Source organism: Enterococcus sp. LJL51, from assembly GCF_049894025.1.
Taxonomy (GTDB): domain Bacteria; phylum Bacillota; class Bacilli; order Lactobacillales; family Enterococcaceae; genus Enterococcus_L.
The window spans coordinates 36,912-63,618 of sequence record NZ_JBNEQE010000005.1 but is presented as its reverse complement, the minus strand read 5'-3'; the positions used below and the strand labels follow the sequence as shown (position 1 = coordinate 63,618).

Below are 26,707 nucleotides of genomic sequence, written 5' to 3'. Positions count from 1 at the left end.
GACTACAATAGCATTTGTATGAATTGAAGAGGTGAAAAGAGTGTATCAAGTAATTTTAATGTATGGTGATAATGAACCATGGTGGTTTTTTGAAGAGTGGCGGGATGACATCATTGAAGAGAAAACGTTTGACTGTTTGGACGAAGCAGCTGCATATTACATAGAAAAGTGGCAGGAAATTTCCTCAAAATATACATATACAAATGCAAAGCCTAACTATCTTTCAGCCTTTTGGAATGATGGGGATGAGCGCTGGTGTGAAGAGTGCGATGATGATTTACAGCAGTATATGGGACTTGCCCTGCTGCAGGATGATCAGCCGGTAAATTTTGAAAGCGGCAAGGATCTCTATGAAGCTGGTGACCAATGCGGCAAAGCCAAGTGCTGCAAAAGAAGTGTTGCCAACTAACAGCAAAAAAAGTAGTTTAATTAGGTAAGATAGACGTATTTAGAAATAAGCTGCATATCTAAAATAGGAAAACTATTTTAGATATGCAGCTTATTTTTTAAATTGCTTTATTAAAAGTTACACGTGGAATAAATGACTAAATCCGGCAGATTATGCCATATTTTCTATAGCAGAATTGCTTTTAATCGTTACATACTCATTTCCTGTTTTCTATTGTACAAGCCCTGTTGTTTGCGTCTGTTGGTTCAAGAATTTCAATCACGGGCGCCTCTTTTTCTTTAATTGTCTGAAGTGCTTGAATAATCTGTTCCAGAGGCTGAGCCCCGTTAATCAAATATTTTCCATTTACAATTAATGCCGGGACACCTTTCAGCTGGTAGGTATCAGCCAAATGAAAGTCAGCTTCAACCAAGGCCAGGGTTTCTGGTGAATCAAAGGCTTCCTGCCACTTTGTGAAGTCGATTGAAGATGATTTGATTAGGCGTTCAATGACAGCCAAATCTTCGATATTTTGGTTTTTGACAAATAGCTCCTCTTGAAGAGCATCAAAGATATCCCAGTAACCGGCTTCTCCTGCAACAACGCCAGCGGCTTTTGCAGCAAGCAAGCCATTCATTGAAGTTGGAAATAAAAAATCTGTTTTTTTCATTCCTTTAATATTAAACCGGTGAAGCTCATCATTTTGATTGGCATGTACCCAGTGAGAAAGAATTTCCGATTTGGCTTGTTCTCTACTGCCAAACATTTGTGCTAGATCCTGTGGTTCTTTTGCTAGTGGAAATGAACGGTGAACAATTTGAACTTGTCTCATTCGGTAAGACATAGGAAAACAAAAGCTACAGATGACATCATGAAAAAATTCGATTGCTATCATAAGAACTCCGTTATTTTGAATTTTACACTTACAATTAGTAAGTATGTAGTTTTTGACTTTATATTTCAATAAGAAAGACTTAAGTAAAAAGCAAAGAGAGAGAAGAATGTGGTAGAATAAAGGCATTGAATTTTTTAATTAAGAGAAAAACTATATTAATACTGTAAAAGACTAGGAATTCATGTTATTTTCTTTGGTCGATGATTAAAGCAATAAATGCTAATAAATACCCGAGATACTCGGCTAAAAAAGCATCTTGCTGTGTTTTATGTAGGAATTGATTTTTCAGAGATTATTATAGATGAAACAGGAAAGTGAGTGAAATATATGGCGAACAAACAACTGATTATTGCTGAGAAGCCTAGTGTTGCTAAAGATTTAAGTAAAGTGCTGGGTGCAAACCAAAAAAATAAAAGCTATTATGAAGGGCCTACGGTAATTGTAACTTGGGCACTGGGTCATCTTTTAGGATTAAAAATGCCAGAGGATATTAATAAAGAATGGCAGTCTTGGCAAATGGAGACGTTGCCAATGGTGCCAAAGAATTTAGGCATCAAGCCTCTGCCTAAAACTGGCCATCAGTTAAAGGCAATTAAGCAATTAGCAAGCCGCAAAGATGTCACAGAAGCAGTGATTGCTACAGACGCTGGACGGGAAGGCGAGCTGGTTGCCCGTTGGATTCTTGAATATATCCGCTTTGAAAAACCAGTGAAGCGCTTATGGATTTCTTCACAGACAGATAAGGCAATCAAGGATGGGTTCAGAAAGCTGCGCCCAGCTAAAGAGTACGATAACCTTTACTACTCTGCGCTGGCACGGGCCAAGGCTGATTGGCTGGTTGGTCTGAATGTGACACGGGCTCTCACTGTAAAATATCAGGACAGTCTTTCAGCCGGTCGTGTGCAAACACCCACATTGGCATTGGTAAGAGATCAAGAGAAAAAAATTGAAGGCTTTCGTCCGCAAAATTATTTTAGTGTAGATTTAAATTATCATAAAGAAAAAGGACGCTTGGTTCAAAAAAATCAATTTGCGTTTAAAGAACGCAGCGAGGTAGAAGCTTTTGTGAAAGAGCTAAGTAAGAATAATGGAAAGGTTTCAGATATACAGGATAAGATGAAAACAGAAGCTGCTCCATTACCTTACGATTTGACTGAAATTCAGCGGGATGCCAACCAGCGCTATCAGTTCTCGGCAAAGAAAACATTGTCGCTGGTACAAAGTCTGTATGAATACCACAAAATCGTATCTTATCCTCGGACAGACAGTAAGTATTTGACAACAGATATGAAAGACACAATGAAGGAACGTTTACAGGCTATCAGCTCCAGCTTTCCAGAAGCGAAGGAATACCTGAAAAATAATGGTCAGGTTGTCTTGAACAAAGTATTTAATAATGAGAAGGTTAGCGATCACCATGCCTTGATTCCTACTGAACAGCGTCCTCGCTTTGAAAAATTGAGCAATGACGAACAAAAAATTTATTTAATGATTGTTGAACGTTTTCTAGGAATCTTTGCCCAGCCTCATAAAGTAAATCAGCGAAAAATTACCGTTTCTTTCGGCAAGGAAAATTTTGTTTTTAGACAGAATAAAGTAGAGGTTGCTGGTTGGAAAAAAGAAAAAGAAGCCGCTGCTGCCCCAACGGCGGATTGGAAAACTGGAATGAGTATTCAGCCGAATTTTTCAATTAATAAGGAAATGACGACTCCCCCTAAACCACTTAATGAAGGAACACTGCTGGGAGCAATGGAAAAACATAGCCTTGGCACTCCTGCAACTAGAGCTGAGATTATTGAAAAGCTGATTAAATCAGAATTGATGGAAAGAACAACACAAGGTTTGCTGGTTTCTCCTAAAGGGAAGCAGCTGCTTCAGTTGGTGAATCCATCTCTGGTGACACCTGAGCTAACTGAGAAATGGGAAAAAACATTGGAGCAAATTGCTCATGGTAAGAAAAACAGCAAGGAATTTTTGAAAGAGATTGAACAGGATACCAGCCGTTTGGTAAGTGAAATCAAGAAAAGCGAAAGCCGCTACCAGGATTTTTCCCTGACACAAAAAAAGTGTCCGGACTGTGGTGAAAACTTGCGTGAAAAAAATACTCGTGATGGAAAAATTTATGTTTGTTCAAATCAGGAGTGCAGCTACAGAAGAAGAAAGGATCCCAAGGTATCCAATCACCGTTGTCCTCAATGCCACAAGAAAATGGTGATTATTGATGGTAAGAACGGCTCTTATTTCAAATGCAATACTTGCTCCATAAGTGAAAAGATTCCAGATAAAAAGCAGCGCAATAAAAAAATTACTAAACATGAAGAACGCCAACTGATGAAAAAGTATTCTCAAAAAGAAGAACCAGGAGAAAGCGCCTTGGCACAAGCTTTAAAAGCAGCGCTGGGAGAAGATAAATAAAAAAATAGTTTCGTTATCGTTGGATTGAAAAAAGGAGTGATGACTGGTTGAGGTCATCACTCCTTTTTCTAATTTAACCCCGAGTTACTTTTGTATAAGGATTTGGCAGGTGATACGCGTCCTTTTCAGCAGAAGCAAAATTTCGTTGTAGATTAATGATTTTTACAGCATCTGTAGAACTGTAGGTATCAATTTTTATTTCTATTTCTTTTAGATTCTCATTTAATTCCTGAATTTATGCTAATACGTTACTTTTATGGGTAGAAAGTAATTCTTTGCGGGCAGCAATTGTATCAGGTCCTTTAAGAACACAATCAATAAAGGCTCGGATATCTTTGATTGGCATGCCAGTATTTTTTAGACAGCAAATGGGTTGCATTAAGTATAAATCAGACTCAGTAAAAGCACGGTGCCCAGACGAATTTTTTGAAACAAATGGCAGCAGCCCTTGTTTGTCATAAAAATGAATTGTAGGAATCGACAAGCTAAATAGCTCTGAGACCTCTTTAATAGAATAAGTCATTGTTTCTCTCCTCAAAAAAGTTAATCAAAACTCTTGACCTAAACAGTACTTTAGGTTCTATGATGATAATTCATCAAATGAATGATAGATTCAATTTTATGATTAGCGGAGGGAAAAGAGATGCAGAATAATGTTTTAGTAACAGGAGGTACAGGATTTCTTGGAATCCAAATAATAGTTCAATTGCTGCAAAAAGGGTATAATGTGAGAACTACCGTGCGTTCAATCAATAGCAAGGAAAAAATTATTGAAATGCTTAAAGAAAACGGTACAACATCAGTTGAACAGCTTCAGTTTTTTGAGGCTGATTTATCCAAGGATGACAATTGGGAGACGGCTATAACAGATTGCGACTATGTTCTGAGTGTTGCTTCACCAGTTTTCGTTACTAGACCAAAAAATGAAGAAGAAGCAATCCGTCCAGCGGTTGAGGAAATTAGTAGAGTATTAAGGGCAGCTCGGAATTCAGGGGTAAAGCGTGTCGTAATGACATCCAACTTTGGATCCGTTGGATTTAGTAATAAAGATGCATCAATTCCAACAACTGAAAAAGATTGGACTAAGGTAGACGAAAAAGGATTATCTATTTACGAAAAATCTAAGCTTCTAGCTGAGCAGTCTGCTTGGGATTTCATCAAAAATGAAGGAGGCTCATTGGAATTTGCAGCAATTAATCCAGTAGCTATATTTGGTCCATCTTTGAGTGCTCATATTTCAGGAAGCTTTGAAATTTTACAAGGTTTATTAAATGGATCAAGCAAAAGAATACCAAATATACCTTTAAATATTGTAGATGTCCGAGATGTTGCTGATTTGCATATTCGGGCAATGACCAGTGAAAAGGCGAATGGACAGCGATTTATTGCTTCTGCTAAAGGTCAAATATCAATAACTGAAATAGCATCAATAATCAAGAAAAAGCGACCCGAAGCTGCCGGAAAAGTCCCCTCAAAAATATTACCTAATGGAATTATCCGTATTTCTTCGTTGTTCAGCAGACAAGCTAAAGAAGGGGTACTCCTTTTGGGAATGAGCCGTAATGTCAGTAACGACAAAGCAAAAAGGGTTTTAGACTGGCAGCCGATTGCAGATAATGAAGGTATTATTTTAGCCTCCATTGATAGTATGATCAAGCATCATCTTATATAAAACGGCTTAACTGGAAAATAGAGTTGAGCTTAACTTGGAAAGGCGGGGATTGTTACGGAAAATAGCATAACTCAATTAGAAGGTCAATGGTTGATTAAAGGGTCAACTTTTCCTATGTGGCTTTCTGGAAAACGTCAGGTGCCAAGTATCAGCTATAAAATACTCAATCGCCATCCACTTAAACTATTGGATATAGTTACATATCAAACGAATACTGGGAAAATAAGAAAAATCACTGGTATAGATACGTTTAGAGAAGAGTTATTCGTTTGGCGAGGCAAAGGAGTTTTAAAAATTCTGACTAGTAAATGGCGAGTGATTGGCTTGACGGACAATATTCTGGTGATTAGATTTGATGCCTCTCTTGTAACCCCAGCAGGAATCGATGTTTTGGTACGGAAAGGTACAGAAATAGGCAGCCTTGGAGCTGTGCTTACTAACAACACTGATAAGTTTGGGCTTACGATTGATGAAATCAGCAGATTGAAATGGATTTAATCATATTAATAAGCACAGTAAAAGAATAGTTTTTGAAAAACTAGTTATATGACAATTTGTGTTGTAGGACAAAAAACTGAATAAACTTGTTGAGCTTAAAACAAATGCAGGAACTCCCTGCCGTTGTGTACCAACCTCCAAAAGTTAGACCTGAAAATCTAACTTTTAGAGGTTGGTACACCGTTGTTTTAAGTTCTTTTATTTGAAGAAAGGAAACAAAGCGAATAATCTGGGCAGCTAAGCCAATAGTTCATTATGCTTTGCCTCGAGTAATCCCAGAGACAGGCTTTACAAAGTCTATTCGTAGCTGGACAGCTAGCTTCAATTGTCGTTTAAGCAAGGGTGATATTTGATATTAACAGGTGTGAGTATTCAAGTCCGTGGAATCCTTCAATAACAATTTTCAATAACGTTGCAATCTTCCATAGTGTTTCTATTCTTGAGTCGTTCCATACCAAAGAGCATTCAGCGTTTTTACCTGTAGTTGATCCAGTATATGATTCATTTGTTGGATACACGGAAACGCTCCGTAATAATTTGTGCACGAGAAAATACCTTTTGAATTAACTAGTCATAGCTGACATTCATGTTCATGCTAAAATTATACTCTTTAGCAAAAACTCATGATTATGGGAGGAATTTAACAGTTATTTGACAGTTTTTGCTTACATATTCTGGTTATAATTCTTACATAGGATATCCTAAATAAATAAACATTCGAATGGTAGAAAAGGAGTAAGAATATGGTAAAAGCAAGTAGTGTAGCAACTTATGTAAACAGCCTTGTCGGTCAGCGTATCGATATGGACAATGCTTATGGCTCACAGTGTATGGACTTGACGATTCATGTCATGAAAAAATACTTTGACTGGTGGCCCAGCGGCAATGCGATTCATTTAACAACACAGGCTATCCCAGCCGGCTTTCAGCGAATTCGGGTAACCAATGCTGCGAGTATCAAAAAGGGGGATGTCCTTATTTGGGGACTGGGCATATATGCTCAATATGGACATACAGCAATTGCTGTAGAGGATGGGCAAGGAGATGGAACTTTTGTCTCTGTAGATCAGAACTGGCATAACTCAAGTTTAGAATTTGGAAGCCCGGCAGCTAGAGTTCTTCATAATATGGATGGTGTCTGGGGTGTTATTCGTCCTAATTATGAAACGGAGTCTGCACCATCGCCTTCAGAGTCACTTTTCGATACCCCGTGCTTCTTTGAAGTAGAGGGGGATTCCACGACTTACTATTTTGATGGTAAAGGGATTACAGGGATTGCTCATCCAGATGAAAAGGGTATTTTGAATACAATCTATAAAGCCAATTACGGCAAAGATATGCCGACAGTTCATCGAGCAGTGGGCTGGTTCTCAAGATTGCGCAGTGTATCGACGCGTCCGCTTGTAAAATAAGTGGAAAAACAGTATATACTTTATATTTGGAAAGAAAAGTGGGAGTTTTATGAAAGTTTGTATTGCTCATTTTAGAATATAATTAACTTATAGAGATGACAGCGCTGATATTTCTATAAAACAAACAACTATTTATTAAAATTATTAAGGAGGAAAATAATTATGAAATGTTTTTTTGAAGTAGAAGGAGATTCAACAATTTATTATTTTGACGGTAAAGGAATTACGGGGATTGCCCATCCAGATGAAAAAGGTATTTTGAATACAATCTACAAAGCAAATTACGGGAAAGATATGCCAACGGTTCGCCGAGCAGTAGGCTGGTTCTCAAGACTACGTAGTGTATCCACACGTCCGCTTGTAAAATAATACTACTGAGGAGGTGGAAGAATGGCAAATGAAAATATGAAGATTTCTCAAGATGGAAGAAATCTAATTAAAAAATGGGAAGGTCTTCGTTTGACTGCCTATCAGGATTCTGTAGGTAAGTGGACAATCGGGTATGGACATACGAAAGGTGTTTATCCAGGAATGACTATTTCAGAAAGTCAGGCGAATGCTTTTCTAGATGAAGATATCAAATCACATGCATCTGGTATTTTCAACTACGTAGAGGTTCAATTAACACAGGGACAGTTTGATGCTTTAGTGAGCTTTCACTTTAACTTAGGTGAGGCGATTCTTGTGGGTTCTCAGCTGTTGGTTTATCTAAACAGCAGGCAATGGCAGGCTGCAGCAAACGAAATGAAAAAATATGTTTATGCAGATGGTGAATTTCTACAAGGTTTGCTTAATCGTAGAAACGATGAAGTAGCATTGTTCTTAAAAACAGGCGGAGTTGTAGAGGACGCCCTATTTGACACACCTTGTTTCTTCGAGGTGGAAGGTGATTCAACAACTTATTACTTTGACGGTAAAGGGATTACAGGAATTGCTCACCCAGATGAAAAGGGTATTTTGAATACAATCTATAAAGCCAATTACGGGAAAGATATGCCAACGGTTCGCCGAGCTGTAGGCTGGTTTTCAAGATTGAGATCAGTGTCTACTCGTCCCACTGTTAAATAACTAATCTGAAAATATAGTTAGTAGAAAAAGCCTTATCGGGGATCAACCGATAAGGCTTTTTTTAAATTGGAGTAAGCTGCTGATTTATAGAGAGAAAAAATCTGGTTTTTTATCGTAAAGCAATGATTTATTTTTCCTAATAATTAGAATACTCTGAAAAATTCGTTTTTTTTCATTTTTCCATTTCGAAAGTCTTGGTACTTTTGCAATAAAGGAGTATACTCAAAAGGACATCATAATAATTATTATTTTATAGTGCTTTTTCTTATATGAAGAAAAAGCTGAGAACAAGGAGGGTGTTTTATGGATATTGTTACGTTGGCAAGATTCCAGTTTGGAATGACAACGGTATTTCACTTTTTCTTCGTACCGTTTTCCATCGGTGTTGCCTTGGTTGTAGCAATCATGGAATCGATGTACGTTTGGAAAAAGGATGAGCGCTATCGGAAGATGGCAAAATTTTGGGGGAATATTTTCCTTCTAAGCTTCGCAGTAGGGGTTGTGACCGGAATTATTCAGGAGTTTCAGTTTGGGATGAACTGGTCTGATTATTCTCGCTTTGTTGGGGATATTTTCGGAGCACCGTTGGCTGTGGAAGCACTGCTGGCTTTTTTTATGGAGTCAACTTTTTTAGGTTTGTGGATTTTTACTTGGGATCGCGTCAAACCAAAGGTTCACTTGCTGTTCATGTGGCTGGTGACAGGAGCTTCAATGCTCTCCGCGTTTTGGATTCTGGCTGCTAACAGCTTTATGCAGCATCCGGTAGGCTACACGCTGCGTAATGGTCGGGCAGAAATGACTGATTTCGGAGCTTTGCTGACGAATCATCAAGTTTGGTACGAATTTGCTCACGTAATCGCGGGAGCGATTACCATGGGTGGAATGATTGTTGCCGGACTAGCGGCTTTTCAAATTTTGAAAAAGCGGGATACAGAGTTTCATAAACGTTCCATGCGTTTAGGCTTAGTGGTTACTTTAGTCGGTTCAATCCTTGTTTTAGGTGCTGGTGATGCTCAGATGAAAGCATTGATTGACGATCAACCGATGAAATTTGCGGCGATGGAAGGAGCTTATGAAGATTCTGGCGATCCAGCTGCCTGGACCTTGATTGGCTGGGCGGATGAAGCGAAGCATAAGCAGGTTTTTGGTATTCAAATTCCTTATATGCTGAGTATTTTATCTTATAATAAACCTTCCGGTGCTGTAGACGGGATGGACACAGTTAACAAAGAACTGATTGAAAAATATGGCGAAGATAATTATTATCCGCCAGTCAACACTTTATTCTGGAGCTTCCGTGTAATGGCTGGTTTTGGCATGCTGATGCTGCTGGTTGCGGTGCTAGGGTTATTCTTTACGCGTAAGAAGAAACCTTCTCTTTATGAAAAACGCTGGATGCTTTGGATTATGGGGTTATGTACGTTTGCACCATTTTTAGCTAATACAGCTGGCTGGCTGATCACAGAGCTGGGACGCTATCCTTGGACAGTTTACGGGTTATTCAGAATTGAAGACAGTGTATCTCCTAATGTATCAGTGACTTCGCTTTTAATTTCGAATATTATCTATTTTATTCTATTTGCAGGTCTGGCAACAGTTATGATTTATCTGATTACAAGAGAATTGAAAAAGGGACCTGATTATGAAGAAAAAATGCTGGCACAGCAAACAGCCTCTTCAGATCCTTTTGACAGGGAGGTTTTCAGTAAATGAGTAATCTGCAGTTATTATGGTATGTATTAATTGGTGTCTTATTTTCAGGCTTTTTCTTTTTAGAAGGCTTTGATTTTGGTGTAGGTATGGCAGTTCAGACTTTGACGCATGACGATCATGAAAAAGATCAGGTTGTTGAAAGTATTGGACCGGTTTGGGATGGCAATGAGGTCTGGCTGTTGACAGCAGGAGGCGCAATGTTTGCTTCCTTTCCCTATTGGTACGCTTCATTGTTTAGTGGCTACTATCTAATTTTGTTTATTATTTTAGTGGGATTGATTATCCGTGGTGTTTCCTTTGAATTTCGTCATCGGATGCCTGAAGGACCTAAAAGAAATATTTGGAACTGGACCCTGACAATCGGCAGCTTTTTAGTCCCATTTTTCTTTGGTGTTTTATTTATCAGTATGATTCAAGGGATGCCAATTGATGAAGCAGGGAATATGTCAGCGGGCTTTACAGACTATATTAATCTGTTTTCACTAGTCGGCGGAGTGGCTCTTACCCTGTTGTGCTACCTGCACGGGCTAAACTATATCGCATTAAAAACAGACGGCCCAGTCAGAGAACGGGCGAAAAATTACGCCGAATTTCTATATTGGATTCTTTATGTGGGACTAGTTGTTTTTGCTGTCCTATTGTATTTCAAAACCGATTTCTTTGAACTGCACTTTATGACAACCCTCCTTTTATTGGTTGGAATTGTCGGCTTGACTGTGATTGCCAATATTAGTGTGTTTAAGAAAAAAGAAATGCTGGCATTTGTTGCAAGTGGTCTAACCTTGGTTTTATTGGTAGCGTTGCTGTTTAGCGGGTTATTCCCACGAGTAATGATTAGCTCTTTAGGCTCTGCTAACGATTTACTAATCGAGTCAGCTTCCAGCAGTCCCTATACACTAAAAATTATGAGCTGGATTTCTCTAACGATTTTACCATTTGTACTGGGGTACACGGCTTGGACATATTACGTTTTTAGAAAAAGAATTACCCATCCTCTCCATGCGGCGGGGTATGGTGAATGATCGATAAGGCAATCATGAAGATGCCTGAAACCAAACGAATGATGTTATTGCTTGCAGGATTTTCTTTCCTGCAGGCAGTCTTTATTATTGGGCAGGCGTATTATTTAGCAAAAGCGATTACTGGCTTATGGGGCGGCGGTTTATTGGAAGAGCAGTGGCAGTTTCTGCTGGGGTTCTTTTTATTTTACGCTGGTCGTCACATTATTACCTTTTTCAGGGATCAGCAGCTGGATAATTTTAGTTACAAGGCATCAAGAGAATTACGTGAGCAGCTGCTGACTAAAATTTTCCGATTAGGTCCAGTTGTTGTTCAAAAAGAAGGCACAGGAAATATTGTTACCATGGCTTTAGAAGGTATTCATCAGACTGAAAATTATTTTCAGTTGATTTTGATGAAAATGATTAATATGATGGTGATTCCCTGGATTATCTTAGCGTTTCTTTTTACGCTGGATATTCGTTCTGCGGTTATCCTGTTAATTGTATTTCCGATAATTATTGTATTTATGATTATTTTAGGTTATGCAGCACAAAGTAAAGCGGATAAGCAGTATAAGGCTTTTCAGCTGCTCTCTAATCATTTTATTGATTCGCTCAGAGGTTTGGACACATTAAAACTGTTTGGACTAAGCAAAAAGTATGCTGACAGTATTTACTCTACTAGTGAGCGTTTCAGAGAAGCAACTATGAGTACTTTGAAAATAGCGATTCTATCAACTTTTGCGCTTGATTTTTTTACAACCTTATCAGTAGCAGTCGTTGCCGTTTTTCTAGGTCTAGCGTTGCTAAATGGGCAGATTATTCTATTCCCGGCACTAACAACACTAATTTTGGCACCGGAATTCTTTCTGCCAATTCGTGATTTTGCTGGTGATTATCATGCAACACTGGATGGAAAAAATGCGTTTCAGGCTATCCACAGCGTGTTGGAGCTGCCGGAGGCTTCTCAGACAGAGCAGCTGACATTACCGGAATGGTCAGCAACTGATAAGCTTTTTGTTCAAAATCTTAGCTTTACTTATCCAGAACAGGAACGTTCGACTCTGAAAGAGCTTTCTTTTTCTGTTGAAGGACTGCAAAAGGTGGGAATCATCGGCGCCAGCGGCTCTGGGAAATCTACGTTGATTAATCTACTGACGGGGTTTCTTACACCGGAATCAGAAACAAGCTTCTTGCTTAACAATCAAGCCCTTCCTCATATGGCACAGCAGGACTGGCAGAAACAGATTTTATATATTCCACAAAATCCCTACGTGTTTCAGGATACACTGGCAAATAACATTCGATTCTATACGCCGGAGGCTACTGATGAGCAGGTTGCAAAAGTGATTCAGCTGGTTGGCTTGGATGAACTGACAGCTGAGCTGCCGAATGGCATTGAGACTGTTATCGGTGAAAGCGGCCGAATGCTTAGTGGCGGTCAGGCTCAGCGAGTTGCACTGGCACGGGCGTTTTTGGATGCACAGCGGCGAATTTTGATTTTTGATGAGCCGACAGCTCATTTGGATATTGAGACAGAAGTCGAGCTTAAAGAGAAAATGCTTCCGTTAATGGAAAATCATCTTGTGTTTTTTGCTACTCATCGGCTCCACTGGATGAAGGAAATGGATTTCATTTTAGTGATGAATGAAGGTCGTCTGGTTGAGTGGGGGACCCTTCCGGAACTGCTGGAAAAAAATGGTTATTATGTATCGTTGATACAAGAGATGAGGGGGGAAAGTGATGAATAAACTCCCGATAAATACAGCAGATTACCGAAACGATAAATGGGTAAAGCCTTTTTTGAAAAAGTATAAAGGATTATTAGCTGCTGCATTATTTTTAGGTTTTCTGACATTTTTTAGTGCTGGTGCATTAATGTTTAATTCCGGCTATTTAATCAGTAAAGCTGCCTCACTGCCTGAGAATATTTTAATGATATATATCCCAATTGTATTAACTCGGGCATTCGGCATCAGCAGACCGGTTTTTCGGTATATTGAACGACTGGTTAGCCACAACTGGGTATTAAAAATGACATCAGATTTACGTTTGAAGCTCTATTTAACTTTAGAAAAGAGAGCAATGTTTTTAAAGTCTGATTTTCAGACAGGGGATCTTTTGGGTTTACTTTCTGAGGATATTAATCATCTGCAGAATTTGTATCTGAGAACTATTTTCCCCACTGTGATTGCCTGGATTCTTTACACATTTATTATTATCGGTTTAGGATTATTTTCGTGGTGGTTTGCTTTAGCTATGCTGCTGCTTCTGGGAAGTATTGTTTTTCTGCTGCCGCTGCTTTCGTTAATAGTAAATGGTGCACGTCAGGAAAAACAGAAAGTTTCTAAGAATGAGTTATACAAGACATTAACTGATAATATTCTAGGTGTTTCCGATTGGATGTTTAGTCAAAGAGGTGCAGATTTTGTTGCATCCTATGAAGCACAGGAGAGGAAATTACGCGGACTAGATGAAAAGACAAAAAAGTTTGACCGAAGCAGAGATTTTACATTACAGTTGCTGTTTGGTTTGATTGCTTTAGCTGTCTTATCATGGACAGCATTCCGTTTTCCTGGAAATCATGGCGGAGCGGCTAACTGGATTGCAGCTTTCGTGTTAACTATTTTTCCACTGATTGATGCGTTTGCACCGCTACCTGCTGCTGCTCAGGAAGTGAATATTTATGGAGATTCTATTCGTCGTTTGAACGAGCTGCCGGATAATCATGAAGAAAGCAGAACACAGGAGCTAACGCCAGAGACCGTGGATATCAATATTAAAGAATTGACTTTTGCTTATTCAGAGCAGGAAAAAAATGTGCTGGATCAGCTGACGCTAACTATTCCAAGGGGCGAGAAGCTGGCTATTTTAGGGCGTAGCGGTTCAGGAAAGAGTACATTTGCTTCGTTGATTCGGGGAGACCTTCTTCCTACAGCGGGGCAGGTATTGTTGGGAGATGTTCCAACAGCGTTGTTTGGCGATCAGATTACCCAATGGATAGGTGTTATTCAACAGAAGCCGTATTTGTTTCGTACTACGATTTTGAATAATATCAGACTAGGCAATGAGCATGCTTCTGAAGAGGAAATCTGGCAGGTTTTAGAGCAGGTGGGCTTGAAAAAAATGGTGACGCAGCTGCCTGAAGGACTACAGACAATGGTTGATGAGGCAGGCCTGCGTTTTTCCGGAGGGGAACGCCATCGACTGGCGTTAGCAAGAATTCTCCTGCAAAATACACCAATTGTGTTGCTTGATGAGCCAACAACGGGTCTTGATCCAATTACAGAGCAGCAGCTTTTAGCCACTTTTTTTGAAGTGCTGCAGGACAAAACAATCATTTGGATTACCCATCATCTCCAAAGTGTACAATCTATGGATCAGGTCATATTCATTGAAAACGGCAAATTGACAATGAAAGGAACACCAGAACAGCTAATGGCAGAGAATGCTCATTACCAGCAGCTTTATCGTGTGGATCAGGGCTTGTAGCAAGCTGCTAAATGGAAAGGGCACCAAAAAAACGGTCTGTAAATCGCATTTTTTGGCGATTGGCAGGATTACAAAAAGAGAGGGACTAGACATCGATTGTCTCGGTCCCTCTCCTTAATTGTAAAGCTGCAAATTGAAATGAGAACAGCAGCAATAAAATAGGCTGTTAATAAGAACGGCCTAATAAAAGTTCAGTTAGCATTTTCAATTGTTTCGTGCTGTCACACGGAGGTAGTTTTTCAATATCTGAAAGGGCTTTTTCCGTCATTCGACCGGCAAACTCTTTTGCCTTACTTACACCGTTGAGCTGATGGACAAGTGCTGCCACTTCATTTGCTTCTTCTACTGTAATCAGCTCCTGCTTATCAAGATAAGGCGCTAATAAACTGCTGTGTTCTTCCAAAGCAAAAATTAAAGGGAGTGTGTATACCCCTTGAGAGATATCTTCGATAGTAGGTTTTTTTAGAACAACTTCGGTAGCTGAGTAATCAAGAATATCATCATAGATTTGAAAAGCAATACCGATATGACGTCCGATTCTACTTGCTAGTTTTTCTACTTCCTTTGGCGCGTGACCAAAATGAGCACCTTCAATACAGCTGAGAGAAAAAAGCTCAGCCGTTTTTCCAGTTACGCTTCGCAAGTAGTCAGTAACAGTGATATGCTTATTGTAGCGTGTATACATTTGATCCAGCTCACCCAGAAGCAGGCGTTTCATCGAGTGGGCATTAATGCGAAGAAAATCCGAGCCTTTCATTGTATCTGCCAGTAAATCGAAAAATTCTGTAAATAGCAAATCACCAGTATAGACGGCTACATCCTTACCGTATTTCGACTGTATAGTCTGAGTTCCTCGGCGCAGCGGCGAGTCATCAATAATATCATCATGGACTAATGTAGCCATGTGTAGAATTTCCAAAGATGCAGCAATTTTTACTAGCTGCTGCTGATTCTGTTGTTCCTTATTGCCCATTTGGGCGAAAATAAAGAAAAAAGCCGGACGGAGCATTTTGCCGCCGGAGTGATTCAGCTCAAGCAGTGCTCGTTCGATTTCTTTATTGCGAATATTAATTTTGTTTTCAATCAGCAGACTTGTTTCAATCAACTGCTGCTGAACCAGTGGAAAGTGTGTCCAAAAATCCTTCATAACAAAGTAGTTCCTTTCAATAACTCCATACTATTGATTGTATATGATATTGAGAAATAAATACAGTAAATTATTCGATTCAATTATGAAGCATATTTTAGCTAAAAGAAAGGAGAGAGGAGTATAATTTGAATAGAGATATCTTTTTTGAATTAGTTGAATTAAAAGCAAAAACTGCTAGTGTCCTGCCATTTCTGCTAGGGTTGTGTTATAGCTGGTATCACTATCGCCAGACACATCTGTTGTATGTATGCATTTATTTTGTTGCAATGTTCATTTTTAATATGGCAGTTGATATTTTAGATAATTATAATGATTATCTTCATGCAAAAGAAGGACATGATTATAAAGAAAAGACGAATATTATCGGACGAGAGGGTCTTTCATTGAAACAGCTCCGCCATTGGATTATCTGGATGATTACTGGTTCAGCATTGATTGGCATTGCTCTTTCAGTAATAGTCGGCTGGCCGTTGCTGGCGATGGGTGTCTATTGTTATTTAGTCGGCATCTTTTATTCCTCAGGGCCGAAACCACTGTCCAGCTTACCTTTAGGAGAAGTATTGTCAGGAATTACAATGGGATTCATGATTACGCTGATTTGTGTTTACATTAATACTTTTGAAGAATTTCAATGGACACTGTCAACAATCGGCGAGGTTTTCATGATTTCTTTACCAAATACCTGTCTGATTGCCAATTTGATGCTGGCAAATAATATTTGTGATTTGGAAGAGGATGAAAAAAATCATCGCTTTACTTTGGTACATTACTTAGGAAAGGGTAATGCGTTAAAACTATTTGTTCTGCTGCAGGTGATTGCTTTTGCAGCAATTGCTTATAGTGTCTGGTCAGGCCTGGCACCAATTACGCTGCTTTTAACATTCTTAATCATTCCTTTTGTCTGGAAGCAGACGCGACAGCTTCTTCAGGAGCAGATAAAAACGAAAACATTTATTTGTGCGGTAAGAATTCTTGCAGCAGGTGCTTTCGCTCAGGTTGTTTTTTTTGCCATTGGTTTATGGCTGTAATAAATGAAATGTGTGAGAGGAGAGAATTAACATGAGTAAACAGGTCATCATCTTAGGAGCAGGGTATGCAGGACTGAGGGCGCTTCATGAACTACAAAAGGGAGCGGCAGATTTAAAAATTACATTGGTGGACCGTAATGCTTACCATTATGAGGCGACAGACCTTCATGAGGTTGCGGCAGGAACACAAACAAAAGACAAAATCAGCTATCCAATCAGTGATGTGGTAAAAGCCTCATGTACTACCTTTATTCAGGGAACTGTGGACAAGATCGATCCAGACAATCAGACCGTATTATTAGAGGACGGACAGGTACTCACGTATGATTATCTAGTTGTCGCCTTGGGGTTTGTGTCTGAGTCATTTGGTATTCCTGGAGTAGAAGAATATGCTTTACAGATGGTGGATGTTGCTACGGCAGAACAGATTCATCAGCACATCGAAGAGCAGATGAAGACTTACAAAGAAACCAAAGACCCTGAACTACTAAAAATTGTGGTCTGTGGTGCTGGATTTACTGGGATAGAACTGCTGGGCGCGTTTGTTGAAGGTCGAAAACATTTTGCGGAACTAGCTGGAGTTGAACCTGCGGCGATTGAGCTTTACTGTGTTGAAGCGGTCACCCGTTTATTACCGATGTTCAGTGAAAAACTGGCAGACTACGGTATCCAGCGATTAGAAAAATGGGGAGTAAAATTTTTAACTGGAAAACCAATCAAGGAAATTAAGCCCGATACGGTGGTTTATCAAGAGGATAAAGAAACAGGAGCTGTTACAGAGCTGAAAGCCAAAACCATTATTTGGACAACGGGCGTCAGCGGCAGCCGCGTAGTCGGAGCTTCCGGCTTTGAAGCAAAACGCGGCCGGGTGATGGTTAATCCAGATTTAACTGCACCAGCACATGAAAATGTTTATATCGTTGGCGACTGCTCCGCAGTCATGGATATGGCCAGCAACCGTCCTTATCCGACCACTGCTCAGATTTCATTGAAGATGGGGGAGCAGGCTGGCAGAAATATCAAGGCTCAATTGAAAGGTAAGGCGACAGAACCCTTCACCTTCCATTCATTAGGCTCAGTATGCTCTATTGGAAATACCCATGCGTTTGGTGAAGTTGGAAAAACCGAAGTAAAAGGCTATCCCGCTTCCTTTATCAAAAAAGCAATTATGGACCGTTCCTTATTAGAAACAGGCGGTGTAAAAGAAGTAATGGCGAAAGGCCGTTTTGATTTTTATCATTAAAGAGAACTGTGGCATCGACGATACCACGATGCCTCAATCTCTGTAATAACTTATGAATAGATTGTTGAATCGTATAAGAGGACGGCTTGAGTATATACTTAAGCCGTCCTCTTTGTGAATTTTTAAAGCTTTGGTATTATATTTTGTTTAGATTAAGAGCGTGGCCAACTAAAAACAACTGAGCACTATAATCACTTAACATTATACTCTGTAATCGTGACTAGAAATCATACTAAATCAGACTGAACTAGAGCGCTGATATATCAGTATTTTTAGTATTTAAGTAATCAGAATTAGCAATATTAAATTTTTAAACCGGAGTGTAAATCGGGATGCAAAAAATCAAAACATTAAGTAAAATTAATCAATAGAAAAACAACGGACGAACAGCTAACAGCTTTCAAAATATAAAGGTTGTTTTTTTGTACTAAAAAAGACCGCCCATTATTGAGCGGTCTAAATGCTTTGATTACCAATCTTGTGTTTGAATACCTTTTTATTTAAAAAATATTTTCTTCCAAAACATATTGATATTTTAGTTTACCTTCATCAAATACATATAATCTTTTACACACAGGGCATCTCCAAACATCTAATTTTGGAAAAGGTATATCTACAGAATCAGTCATTCCTAAATTAATTAACTCATCCCATTCTTTATCTGTATATACACGCAACTCTATATCATTGGGAGACATGCCATTGGACAAAACTTCTCCACATTTACATTGAAATCTCATATGCTATATTCCTCCTATTTTGATACTATCGTACCTTCTTTAGTCCATATCTCTACTTTACCAGGAAATTTCCCATTTGGATATTTCCCGGCTGCTCTAGCTAATATCTCTTCAGCCTGACTCTTAGTCAAACCCGCATCAATACCATTTATGATAACGTCATTTGCGTTTTGTTTAAACGCCTCTTGAATACGTTTCATACCTGTATTTGTGTTAGGATTTCCCAAGGTTTTCAATTCTGTTCTTACTCCATCAATTTTAAAATCAGGAGTTTTTATTCTAGCTTTTGGATCAACTGGAATTATTTCTACATCTTTACCTTGAGACCTCAATATATCTACTGCATTAATTTCCTCTTTAGTTAATCCATCTAAACTCCCTATCAACTTACCTTTAACTCCACTAGCTTTTTCAGCTTCGTTTAAATCGTCTACCTTATCAATAATCTTATAGTCCCCGACATCATTCAGTTTGTTGAATAATTTCAGCTCTTTTTCTGTTAACGATACGCCATCTAAAAGCTTATTGCCTAGTCTAACATTATCTAATAAAGCAAGCACCTTTTTCGCAGATAGTACCTCTAACACCGTCCAAAATCCTGCTTGCATCCATTCATCAAAGGTTAAGCTTTCACCTGTGACGGGGTCTCTTCCTAAAACAACCCTGTACAAGTCGTAAGCGCCTGAAAACTCGCCCGCTACGTTTAACATTCAATCTCAACGCCCAACCCTGAAACACTTTTTGCACCACGAAAGCCAGAGTTTTTTTTAATATAAGTGGGCGCCTCTTGTCGTCCATATGGTTTGAGTTTTGATCCTGAAACGTTCTAAGAGCTGTTTTATTTACTCGTGGTTTAAGTCATCAATGTCTATGATTAAATCTGTATCAGTAAGGAGATAACCCGCATCCTGAAAGCTTTCAAGGCTTTCAGAAACATCGACGTTATTGGCTGCGTGTTTTTCTCCCGGTAAGTATTCTATAGACAAAGTATTTACACCTGCTTTCTTTTTTGGTTTAATGAGTAATAAATATGTGAGGTGTTGTTATGAATAGAATGGTAGCATTTTTAATAAAGAATTTGGGAATACTTGTTAATGTAGGTCTTTTTTTTGTTTCCTTTTTTCTTGTTTCTAGTTTAATACTTGTAAATGGAATTATGGTTCTTGTGTTCGATCATTTTTTTCCTTATTATCCAGAAGAGCATTTTCTTAGATTCTTACTAATCTTATTTGCTTTATCCGTCTTTCTAAATATTCTATTGTTCAGAGGATATATGAAAGCTACTGAAATAAATTTCACAAATCAGTTTTCTTTAGTTATCGATATTTTCACAAGTACAATTTCATTTTTCCTATTTTCCATTAATTTTCTTGCTGATAGCTTAGTAAATACAACCCAGATTAATGTTTTCCTTTTTCTTATTTATCCTATAAACGTATCGTTTAAGATTATAAAATACTTTTTTTCATCTTCTGAGAAAGAGATGGAAAGCAGTGAACAAACGATTAAAATTAAAAATATTTACATGCCAAATCGAAAATATAAGTAACAAGAAAAGGAGATAAAAAATTATGCAAAAAGAAGTTGAAAAAGAAAAAGCAATTAAAAAAATTTTTGACAATTTTAGTAATGGTTATTTATTTAATCTATGCGGGGCTATTTTGCACTCAGCTTTTTGTGGAACACTCGTTATGCTTTCTTTAAGATTGTTCCCACAGGAAGTTATAAAAGAAAACTTTACTTTATACTTTTTTATCGTTTTTGTTTTAATTGTTTTTTTAGGTGCTCTATTTTGTTTGTTTTTCGATAAATTCATGTCTAAAGTAATTAAAACTACTGTTAAAAAATATAGTTTTTGGATTGATATGTTTGCTTCTTACGTTTCTTTTCTAATAATTTTGATTATTGTTTTAAAACTTGATTTTGATAGAGAATCTCTACAAGTTTTTTTCGTTTTTACTTTTCCTACTATGTCGAGTGTCAAAGCATACAATCATTTTAGAAAATCAGAAAAAGAAGCTATTCCCACCGCTGCAGAACCTTCTGACCGAGTTCATAATAATAATTAATATCAATCTTCCGGCTAAAATCCGGAAGTTTTTTATATCTTCATTCCATATCATCAGATGATCCGGAACATCCGGGAACCGAACTAAACCGCCATCGGCACGTTTTTTACAAAGATGAATACCATCTTTTTTTATTGGGAAAATTCGATTGATTTCATTGTATTTATTTCCATGTTTGTCGTATGCCCCCTTATAGGTGCCGCCTGCTTGTAGTACAATCTGGAAAAGTTTTGGATTGTCTAAGTTATTGCTTATTGTGTCTAATATGTCTCGATCATACACAATGCATATATTAAAACGATGGAAAATGAAACAAAGAGAACTACTTTTCTCATATGGTAAAAAGGATGTTGAAATGATTTTCACCACTCTTGACAATAAATTTATTTCTCGCTCAACAGTCTATTATCATTCAAATAAAGCAGCTAAAAGATTGAGCCTTGCGCCTATCGGGTGTCATGGATTCCGTCACACGCACGCTACTTTATTATTTGAGGCAGAAGGTACTACAATCAAAGATGTTCAAAACAGGTTAGGACATTCTGATATTAAGATAACATTAAACATATATACCCATGTTTCCGAAGAACGTAAAAAATCAGTAGTGGAAAATCTGCAGAAAATAGCGGATTTTTAAAACGAAGTGTAAATTAGGGTATGAATTTTACAGAAATAACATTTATAAAATGAAAAAACGTCCAATCCTTTGTAGCTCTATGGATTGGGCGAATGAATAAAAATTATTTTACTCGTCACTTATATTACACTCTGTTTAGATTAAGAGGATTGGCTGAGAAAATACTCAAACGGCTTTTCCTTTATTAACATTACACACTGTTTAGATTAAGAGACTGATTCTGCACCTCAGTTCAAGACACGTATTGAGATTAACATTACAGTCTGTTTAGATTAAGAGTTCTAGTCAGAATGATGTAATTCGAATGAATATTGAATTAACATTACAGTCTGTTTAGATTAAGAGGTTGCCGGGCTATTAGCGTACCTATTTTGTGAAAAATTAACATTACAGTCTGTTTAGATTAAGAGGTAAATAAAATTGTTTTGAAAGGAAGTAAATAGAAATTAACATTACAGTCTGTTTAGATTAAGAGGATTTCAATTTAGCGGGCTTGTGATCCTGAAAAATAATTAACATTACAGTCTGTTTAGATTAAGAGCCGCTACATTCTAACCCTTGGTATGACTGGTCTGAAGCAGCAGTTTCTGTCGACCTCGGTATTTTTCTTCTTTCACTACAAATATTAAGGCAATGATAACATAATGTCAATGATCCCAAGTGTTAATCTCAGCTTTCTTTAAGCATATGAACCCTGTGAACAGTGGTTTTCTAAGCGGTTATAAAAAGGGTTGACTAGAATTAAATAAGTCTGTCGATATCCCTGCTTATTTACAGTATCCAAGGTCGACAGTAAATAACTGGTGATACAAACTATATTTTTTGGTAATTTAAGGAAAACTGGTAAAGTTTTCCTTTTTAAATGGGAAAATCGAATGGGGGTACTTTTGTTCGTCTCTTTTTTTAGGTATAATGGTCTTTGTCGGAAAGAGGGAGGATTAATGGCACAGAAAAAGAAAACCAAGAAACAACAAAAGCAGCAGGAACAGCTGCGCTACATTTTTATTGGTATTTTTTTCGTATTCTTTGGTTTGTTGGGATTATTAAAATTAGGATTTTTAGGTATATTGATTGCGAATGGATTACGTTTCGCAGTTGGAAATACATTTTCTGCAGCAGCAATTCTGTTGATGCTCTACGGTTTTTCACTAGTCCTCTTTGGAGATAATTTTCCAATTAAGTCGGCTCGTCAGATTATAGGCGGTAGTCTAATTTATGTTGGTTTCTTATTATTCATTCACGCATACTGGTTCCGTAATATCAACAGTGCTTCTCCAAATATTATCAATACTACCTGGGATTTTCTAAAAATGGATCTCAGCAGGAATAGTATCAGTGAAAATGTCGGTGGTGGAATGCTGGGCGCGCTCTTGTATTCAGCCACACACTTTTTAGTTGCTCAACTGGGCAGTTATATCATTGCAGTGATAATCATAGCATTGGGAATTTTTCTGATTAGCAAGCTTGAGATTCAGCAAGTTTTAAACGGGATTCAGAGGCTTCGCAAGCTGCTTAGCAACATGTTTGCAAAAAGCGACGAGCGAATGGCGGCAAGAGCCCAGAAGCGTTCTGAAATGAAGCAGCTTAAGGAAGAAGAAAAACAAGAGAAAGCCCGAGAAATGGCAGAACAATGGCTTGAAAAGAATCAGGTTAGACCCCATACTGCAGGGGAACAGCTAGCGAAAGAAGAAATGGCGCTGTATACAGAGGCTGCTGAACAAGAGCCGGAACAGTTAACATTAGTTCCTATTGACAGCTTTCAAAATCAGGAGCAGCTGTCTCCTGATGATTACTACGGACCTGAACCGGAAACTGATTTTTCAGAAACGGAAGATCCGACAGATTTGGAGTTTGAAATTTCTGCTGAAACAGAAGACAGAGATTATCAGCTGCCTGTGTCTTCATTGCTGGATTCCATTCCAGCGGCAGATCAAAGTGACGAATACCAAAAAATTGAAAAGAATATTTCAGTTCTTGAGCAAACCTTTCAGAGTTTTGGTGTCGATGCCAAGGTTGTCAAAGCTAGTCTGGGACCTGCAGTAACAAAGTTTGAGGTTCAACCGGCTGTCGGCGTTAAGGTTAGTAAGATTGTCGGCTTAACAGATGACATCGCGTTAGCACTAGCCGCCAAGGATGTGCGGATGGAAGCTCCAATTCCTGGGAAATCTCTGATAGGAATTGAAGTACCCAATAATACAGTCAGTACGGTATCCTTCCGTGATGTTGTTGAAGCTCAGCCCAGCCATCCAGATAAGCTGCTTGAGGTGCCGTTGGGAAGAGATATTTCAGGTATGGTACAATCTGCTGATTTGACTAAGATGCCTCACTTACTGATTGCTGGTTCAACAGGGAGTGGGAAATCAGTCGCTATCAATGGGATTATTACCAGTATTTTAATGCGGGCAAAGCCTCATGAAGTTAAAATGATGATGATTGACCCTAAAATGGTTGAATTGAATGTTTACAATGGGATTCCTCATCTGCTAACCCCTGTTGTAACGAACCCGCGCAAGGCAGCTCAAGCACTGCAGAAGGTTGTTCAGGAGATGGAGCTTAGATATGAGAAATTTGCTGGAGCCGGGGTTCGAAATATTTCCGGCTACAATGACTTAGTGAGACAGAGAAATATTGAAGCTGGTGAAAACCATCCGATTTTACCGTTTATTGTCGTGATTGTTGATGAGTTGGCCGATTTAATGATGGTTGCCAGCAATGAAGTTGAGGATGCGATTATTCGCCTGGCTCAAATGGCGCGGGCAGCAGGTATCCATATGATTCTAGCTACACAGCGACCTAGTGTAGATGTTATTACTGGGATTATCAAGGCCAATGTCCCTTCACGAATTGCTTTTGCTGTATCAAGCGGAACGGATTCCCGCACAATTATTGATAGTAATGGTGCAGAAAAACTGCTTGGACGAGGAGACATGCTTTATCTGCCGATGGGAGAAAACAAACCAATCCGTGTTCAGGGAGCATTTATTTCTGACCAGGAAGTAGAACGAGTGGTCAGCTTTGTGACAGAACAGCAGGAAGCAGACTATCAGGAAAATATGATGCCGACTGAAGAAGTAGCTGCGGCACCGGGTGAGATGCCACAGGATGAACTATATGAAGATGCCAAGGCTTTAGTAATTGAAATGCAGACGGCGAGTATTTCACTGCTGCAAAGGCGTTTTAGAATTGGTTATAATCGAGCAGCGCGTTTGATTGACGAACTGGAAAGTAATCGGGTTATCGGTCCATCAGAAGGTAGTAAGCCGCGCAAGGTTTTTGTTGAAGCGGAGCCGGAAGAAGAGCCGCCATTCCCGGAAGAAGAACAGTAAAAATAATAATAGTGGAAGCAAAAGATTAAGCTTGGAAGAATAAGCTGAAAGAATACTAGAATAGTTTTTATTCGTTTCAACTCATGTCTGTTTAATGTTGAAAAGGCTACTCTAGCGTTTTCATTAATTGGATTTTTTAGAACTGGAACAGGGTCGGATTGACTCATGTTTCAGTTCTTTTTTATTAAAAGAGAATATTTTTCAACAATTAACCTTCTTATTAAATTCTCACAATCTAGCTTTTGCTAGAAAAAGAAAAAAGAGTCTCTATATACCGTTTTTCTTAAGATTTATTAGACAAAAAGCATAAGTTAGCTGTTATGTTTCTTCTTTTTATTAAAATCAAATTGCATTCTGCTTCATTTATTGTATGATAGAGATAAGAGCATAAAAACACGTTTTGGTTGGTAGTCCAAAAGCAGTAATTGTCAGTAACCTTCCCTCCTGGGTCGTCCATTGTTCTTTTTCCAAACTAAGGGAGGAAGCAGCGTGGAACTAACAATTTATTTTAATGGTCAGTATTGGAGCGGGTTGGTAGAGTATGTGGATAGTGAACAGCATTTGAGAGTCTATCAGCATATATTTGGTTCGGAGCCTAAGGATGAAGAGGTGTACCAATTTGTAATTACACAGTTGCCTGTACTTTTGGAGCAAGAATGGCATAGTCAGATAAAAAAAGAACAGATAGAAAAAAAGCCTATAAATCCAAAACGTATTCAACGCATGATTGAGAAACAGAAGAGGCAGCCGATTTTATCCACAAAATCTCAAGCAGCAATAGCAGAGCAGCAGGAAAGCTTGAAGCTTTTGAGAAAACAGAAAAAGCGGAAACGGACAATTGAGAAGAAGCAGCAGATTTTTGAAAAGAAGCAGGAAAAGCGTTTAGAAAAGCGAAAGGGACATTAGAGCATGTCTAATTTTCCTGTGGTGTGCTAGCTATTTAAAGGTAAAGTTTTTCTGGAAATCGTTGTTTAATGATGTGTCTGTTAGTAGTTGTTGTTCTGTTTTATTTAAGCGTAGAGAGTTTCTATAGATACAAGAGCAATAGTGAGAAGGAATAGAAAATTTATTTTAGCAGCAGCTGAAACCAGTTATTGATTGACCAAGTCAAGGGGGAGCATGATGAGAAGGAAAAGCGTTTTATATCTAGATGTGGCGGAACAATTAAAAGCAGATATTATAAGTGGAAAGTATCCAGTTGGTTCACTACTTCCTACAGAATCTGAACTCGAAGAAATATTTGAGGTAAGTAAAATAACAATACGCCGTGCAATTGAAATGCTTGCAGATGAAGATTTGGTAGCGAAAAAGAGCGGAAAGGGTACAACCGTTTTAAGTAATCGTCCCTATAACAAGCTGTCAAAAGCAGGAACGTTCACTGAGTTTTTAAATGAATCTGGTTTGAATGTTGTGAAGAAAAACCTAACATTGGATGTTATCAACCTAACAGAGGAGGCTGCCGCCTATAAATATATAGGGAAAAAAGCGGTTAAATTTTCCAGAGTCTATACATTGGATGAACAGCCGTATATTTATTTTGAGTACTTTCTGCCAATAGAACTTGCGGATGTCTCAATTGAAAGCTTTGAAAAGGAATCTCTGTATCGTATTTTGGATCAGCACAAAATAGAAATTTTTCGATTTGAGGATAGTTTTCAGATTATTCAGCTAACTGATTGGCAGCAGGAGATTTTGGATACAACAGAAACAGTTGGGTTGAAACGGATTCGACGTTCTTTTGGCAGACACGATCAAGTTGTCGAATACTCTGAAGCAATCTATAATACTGAAATGCATCCATATGTTATTGAATATGAAGCATAGTTAAAAACTGGAATCAGCAGGCAGGCTCTTTAGCATAAGGAGCCTGCTTTTTGCTGTCAAAAAACTATTTTTACGGCTTTACAAGTGAATATGACAAAAATGTAAGCACAATGTTATTCCTTTCAATTGTTAAAAA

Annotated in this window: 25 protein-coding genes and 1 CRISPR repeat array; of the genes, 19 read left to right on the top strand and 6 right to left on the bottom strand. The window is 38.3% G+C overall.

All coding sequences use genetic code 11. The features are described from left to right. The first annotated feature begins 40 nt into the window (after positions 1-40). Positions 41-409, top strand: a complete 369-nt coding sequence (locus tag ACPWSO_RS06875) for a DUF1033 family protein (protein WP_426082141.1) — start codon at positions 41-43, stop codon at positions 407-409. A 196-nt stretch (positions 410-605) separates the two neighbouring features. Here ACPWSO_RS06875 and ACPWSO_RS06870 read toward each other — a convergent pair whose 3' ends face one another. Continuing rightward, positions 606-1,283: a DsbA family oxidoreductase gene (locus tag ACPWSO_RS06870; RefSeq protein ID WP_426082140.1), complete on the bottom strand. Its 678-nt coding sequence runs from the start codon at positions 1,281-1,283 to the stop codon at positions 606-608. Between the two features lie 327 nt (positions 1,284-1,610). Between ACPWSO_RS06870 and ACPWSO_RS06865 the strand changes: the two genes are divergently transcribed. Beyond that, the gene (locus tag ACPWSO_RS06865; RefSeq protein ID WP_426082139.1) at positions 1,611-3,698 is read left to right on the top strand and encodes a DNA topoisomerase III; all 2,088 of its coding nucleotides are present in this window, start codon (positions 1,611-1,613) and stop codon (positions 3,696-3,698) included. 235 nt (positions 3,699-3,933) lie between these two features. Here the strand turns inward: ACPWSO_RS06865 and ACPWSO_RS06860 are convergent, their stop codons facing one another. After that, positions 3,934-4,221 (bottom strand): MerR family transcriptional regulator, encoded by a 288-nt coding sequence (locus ACPWSO_RS06860; RefSeq protein WP_426082138.1) that lies wholly within the window; start codon positions 4,219-4,221, stop codon positions 3,934-3,936. Between the two features lie 120 nt (positions 4,222-4,341). On the opposite strand from ACPWSO_RS06860, the gene ACPWSO_RS06855 reads away from it, so the two are divergent. From ACPWSO_RS06855 to cydC, 9 genes are all read left to right on the top strand, one after another. Continuing rightward, positions 4,342-5,370: an SDR family oxidoreductase gene (locus ACPWSO_RS06855; protein ID WP_426082137.1), complete on the top strand. Its 1,029-nt coding sequence runs from the start codon at positions 4,342-4,344 to the stop codon at positions 5,368-5,370. A 90-nt stretch (positions 5,371-5,460) separates the two neighbouring features. Next, a complete protein-coding gene (locus ACPWSO_RS06850) occupies positions 5,461-5,868 on the top strand; it encodes a hypothetical protein (protein WP_426082135.1) in 408 nt (135 codons plus the stop codon). Between the two features lie 743 nt (positions 5,869-6,611). Continuing rightward, the gene (locus ACPWSO_RS06845) at positions 6,612-7,280 is read left to right on the top strand and encodes a CHAP domain-containing protein (protein WP_426082133.1); all 669 of its coding nucleotides are present in this window, start codon (positions 6,612-6,614) and stop codon (positions 7,278-7,280) included. Positions 7,281-7,442: 162 nt separating this feature from the next. Beyond that, positions 7,443-7,649, top strand: a complete 207-nt coding sequence (locus ACPWSO_RS06840) for a hypothetical protein (RefSeq protein ID WP_426082132.1) — start codon at positions 7,443-7,445, stop codon at positions 7,647-7,649. Between the two features lie 21 nt (positions 7,650-7,670). Beyond that, positions 7,671-8,348 carry a lysozyme gene (locus ACPWSO_RS06835; protein WP_426082130.1) on the top strand — a complete coding sequence of 226 codons (678 nt, stop codon included), beginning with the start codon at positions 7,671-7,673 and terminating at the stop codon, positions 8,346-8,348. 303 nt (positions 8,349-8,651) lie between these two features. Then, positions 8,652-10,061 carry a cytochrome ubiquinol oxidase subunit I gene (locus ACPWSO_RS06830; RefSeq protein ID WP_426082129.1) on the top strand — a complete coding sequence of 470 codons (1,410 nt, stop codon included), beginning with the start codon at positions 8,652-8,654 and terminating at the stop codon, positions 10,059-10,061. Next, entirely contained in the window at positions 10,058-11,083 is a 1,026-nt protein-coding gene (cydB, locus tag ACPWSO_RS06825) for a cytochrome d ubiquinol oxidase subunit II (RefSeq protein WP_426082128.1), read from the top strand. Before ACPWSO_RS06830 ends, cydB begins: the two co-directional genes overlap by 4 nt. Continuing rightward, entirely contained in the window at positions 11,080-12,813 is a 1,734-nt protein-coding gene (cydD, locus tag ACPWSO_RS06820; protein ID WP_426082127.1) for a thiol reductant ABC exporter subunit CydD, read from the top strand. The genes cydB and cydD overlap by 4 nt, the downstream gene beginning before the upstream one ends. Continuing rightward, entirely contained in the window at positions 12,806-14,554 is a 1,749-nt protein-coding gene (cydC, locus tag ACPWSO_RS06815; protein WP_426082126.1) for a thiol reductant ABC exporter subunit CydC, read from the top strand. Before cydD ends, cydC begins: the two co-directional genes overlap by 8 nt. Before the next feature lie 166 nt (positions 14,555-14,720). On the opposite strand, the gene ACPWSO_RS06810 is transcribed toward cydC, so the two are convergent. After that, positions 14,721-15,701 (bottom strand): polyprenyl synthetase family protein, encoded by a 981-nt coding sequence (locus ACPWSO_RS06810; protein WP_426082125.1) that lies wholly within the window; start codon positions 15,699-15,701, stop codon positions 14,721-14,723. Between the two features lie 128 nt (positions 15,702-15,829). Here ACPWSO_RS06810 and ACPWSO_RS06805 point away from each other — a divergent pair, with 128 nt between their 5' ends. Continuing rightward, complete coding sequence (locus ACPWSO_RS06805; RefSeq protein ID WP_426082124.1) at positions 15,830-16,732, top strand: prenyltransferase; 903 nt, start codon at positions 15,830-15,832, stop codon at positions 16,730-16,732. Between the two features lie 31 nt (positions 16,733-16,763). Next, on the top strand, positions 16,764-17,975 hold the full coding sequence (locus ACPWSO_RS06800) for an NAD(P)/FAD-dependent oxidoreductase (RefSeq protein ID WP_426082123.1): 1,212 nt from the start codon (positions 16,764-16,766) through the stop codon (positions 17,973-17,975). Positions 17,976-18,475: 500 nt separating this feature from the next. Here the strand turns inward: ACPWSO_RS06800 and ACPWSO_RS06795 are convergent, their stop codons facing one another. The 3 genes from ACPWSO_RS06795 to ACPWSO_RS06785 form a co-directional block, all read right to left on the bottom strand. Further along, on the bottom strand, positions 18,476-18,715 hold the full coding sequence (locus ACPWSO_RS06795; protein ID WP_426082122.1) for a hypothetical protein: 240 nt from the start codon (positions 18,713-18,715) through the stop codon (positions 18,476-18,478). Positions 18,716-18,729: 14 nt separating this feature from the next. Beyond that, positions 18,730-19,425 (bottom strand): pre-toxin TG domain-containing protein, encoded by a 696-nt coding sequence (locus ACPWSO_RS06790; protein ID WP_426082121.1) that lies wholly within the window; start codon positions 19,423-19,425, stop codon positions 18,730-18,732. Between the two features lie 132 nt (positions 19,426-19,557). Then, the gene (locus ACPWSO_RS06785) at positions 19,558-19,701 is read right to left on the bottom strand and encodes a hypothetical protein (protein WP_426082120.1); all 144 of its coding nucleotides are present in this window, start codon (positions 19,699-19,701) and stop codon (positions 19,558-19,560) included. Between the two features lie 59 nt (positions 19,702-19,760). On the opposite strand from ACPWSO_RS06785, the gene ACPWSO_RS06780 reads away from it, so the two are divergent. The 6 genes from ACPWSO_RS06780 (at position 19,761) to ACPWSO_RS06755 (ending at position 26,571) form a co-directional block, all read left to right on the top strand. Beyond that, entirely contained in the window at positions 19,761-20,264 is a 504-nt protein-coding gene (locus tag ACPWSO_RS06780; protein WP_426082119.1) for a hypothetical protein, read from the top strand. A gap of 22 nt (positions 20,265-20,286) precedes the next feature. Next, the gene (locus ACPWSO_RS06775) at positions 20,287-20,784 is read left to right on the top strand and encodes a hypothetical protein (RefSeq protein WP_426082118.1); all 498 of its coding nucleotides are present in this window, start codon (positions 20,287-20,289) and stop codon (positions 20,782-20,784) included. Between the two features lie 265 nt (positions 20,785-21,049). Next, positions 21,050-21,421, top strand: coding sequence for a tyrosine-type recombinase/integrase (locus ACPWSO_RS06770; protein WP_426082305.1), 372 nt, complete (start codon positions 21,050-21,052; stop codon positions 21,419-21,421). Between the two features lie 117 nt (positions 21,422-21,538). Next, positions 21,539-21,962: a CRISPR direct-repeat array (repeat unit 30 nt; unit sequence ATTAACATTACAGTCTGTTTAGATTAAGAG). A gap of 400 nt (positions 21,963-22,362) precedes the next feature. Beyond that, entirely contained in the window at positions 22,363-24,747 is a 2,385-nt protein-coding gene (locus ACPWSO_RS06765) for a DNA translocase FtsK (protein ID WP_426082117.1), read from the top strand. A gap of 489 nt (positions 24,748-25,236) precedes the next feature. Continuing rightward, positions 25,237-25,653: a YjdF family protein gene (locus ACPWSO_RS06760; protein WP_426082116.1), complete on the top strand. Its 417-nt coding sequence runs from the start codon at positions 25,237-25,239 to the stop codon at positions 25,651-25,653. Between the two features lie 216 nt (positions 25,654-25,869). Beyond that, positions 25,870-26,571 (top strand): GntR family transcriptional regulator, encoded by a 702-nt coding sequence (locus ACPWSO_RS06755; protein WP_426082115.1) that lies wholly within the window; start codon positions 25,870-25,872, stop codon positions 26,569-26,571. Positions 26,572-26,707: the final 136 nt, after the last annotated feature.

Coding starts and splice junctions, on each gene's coding strand:
- ACPWSO_RS06840 (WP_426082132.1), top strand. CDS start 7,443: ATGAAATGTTTTTTTGAAGTAGAAGGAGATTCAACAATTTATTATTTT.
- ACPWSO_RS06810 (WP_426082125.1), bottom strand. CDS start 15,701: ATGAAGGATTTTTGGACACACTTTCCACTGGTTCAGCAGCAGTTGATT.
- ACPWSO_RS06775 (WP_426082118.1), top strand. CDS start 20,287: ATGCAAAAAGAAGTTGAAAAAGAAAAAGCAATTAAAAAAATTTTTGAC.
- ACPWSO_RS06845 (WP_426082133.1), top strand. CDS start 6,612: ATGGTAAAAGCAAGTAGTGTAGCAACTTATGTAAACAGCCTTGTCGGT.
- ACPWSO_RS06870 (WP_426082140.1), bottom strand. CDS start 1,283: ATGATAGCAATCGAATTTTTTCATGATGTCATCTGTAGCTTTTGTTTT.
- ACPWSO_RS06835 (WP_426082130.1), top strand. CDS start 7,671: ATGGCAAATGAAAATATGAAGATTTCTCAAGATGGAAGAAATCTAATT.
- ACPWSO_RS06770 (WP_426082305.1), top strand. CDS start 21,050: ATGTCTCGATCATACACAATGCATATATTAAAACGATGGAAAATGAAA.
- cydD (WP_426082127.1), top strand. CDS start 11,080: ATGATCGATAAGGCAATCATGAAGATGCCTGAAACCAAACGAATGATG.
- ACPWSO_RS06790 (WP_426082121.1), bottom strand. CDS start 19,425: ATGTTAAACGTAGCGGGCGAGTTTTCAGGCGCTTACGACTTGTACAGG.
- cydB (WP_426082128.1), top strand. CDS start 10,058: ATGAGTAATCTGCAGTTATTATGGTATGTATTAATTGGTGTCTTATTT.
- ACPWSO_RS06755 (WP_426082115.1), top strand. CDS start 25,870: ATGAGAAGGAAAAGCGTTTTATATCTAGATGTGGCGGAACAATTAAAA.
- ACPWSO_RS06860 (WP_426082138.1), bottom strand. CDS start 4,221: ATGACTTATTCTATTAAAGAGGTCTCAGAGCTATTTAGCTTGTCGATT.
- ACPWSO_RS06780 (WP_426082119.1), top strand. CDS start 19,761: ATGAATAGAATGGTAGCATTTTTAATAAAGAATTTGGGAATACTTGTT.
- ACPWSO_RS06800 (WP_426082123.1), top strand. CDS start 16,764: ATGAGTAAACAGGTCATCATCTTAGGAGCAGGGTATGCAGGACTGAGG.
- cydC (WP_426082126.1), top strand. CDS start 12,806: ATGAATAAACTCCCGATAAATACAGCAGATTACCGAAACGATAAATGG.
- ACPWSO_RS06765 (WP_426082117.1), top strand. CDS start 22,363: ATGGCACAGAAAAAGAAAACCAAGAAACAACAAAAGCAGCAGGAACAG.
- ACPWSO_RS06855 (WP_426082137.1), top strand. CDS start 4,342: ATGCAGAATAATGTTTTAGTAACAGGAGGTACAGGATTTCTTGGAATC.
- ACPWSO_RS06795 (WP_426082122.1), bottom strand. CDS start 18,715: ATGAGATTTCAATGTAAATGTGGAGAAGTTTTGTCCAATGGCATGTCT.
- ACPWSO_RS06830 (WP_426082129.1), top strand. CDS start 8,652: ATGGATATTGTTACGTTGGCAAGATTCCAGTTTGGAATGACAACGGTA.
- ACPWSO_RS06865 (WP_426082139.1), top strand. CDS start 1,611: ATGGCGAACAAACAACTGATTATTGCTGAGAAGCCTAGTGTTGCTAAA.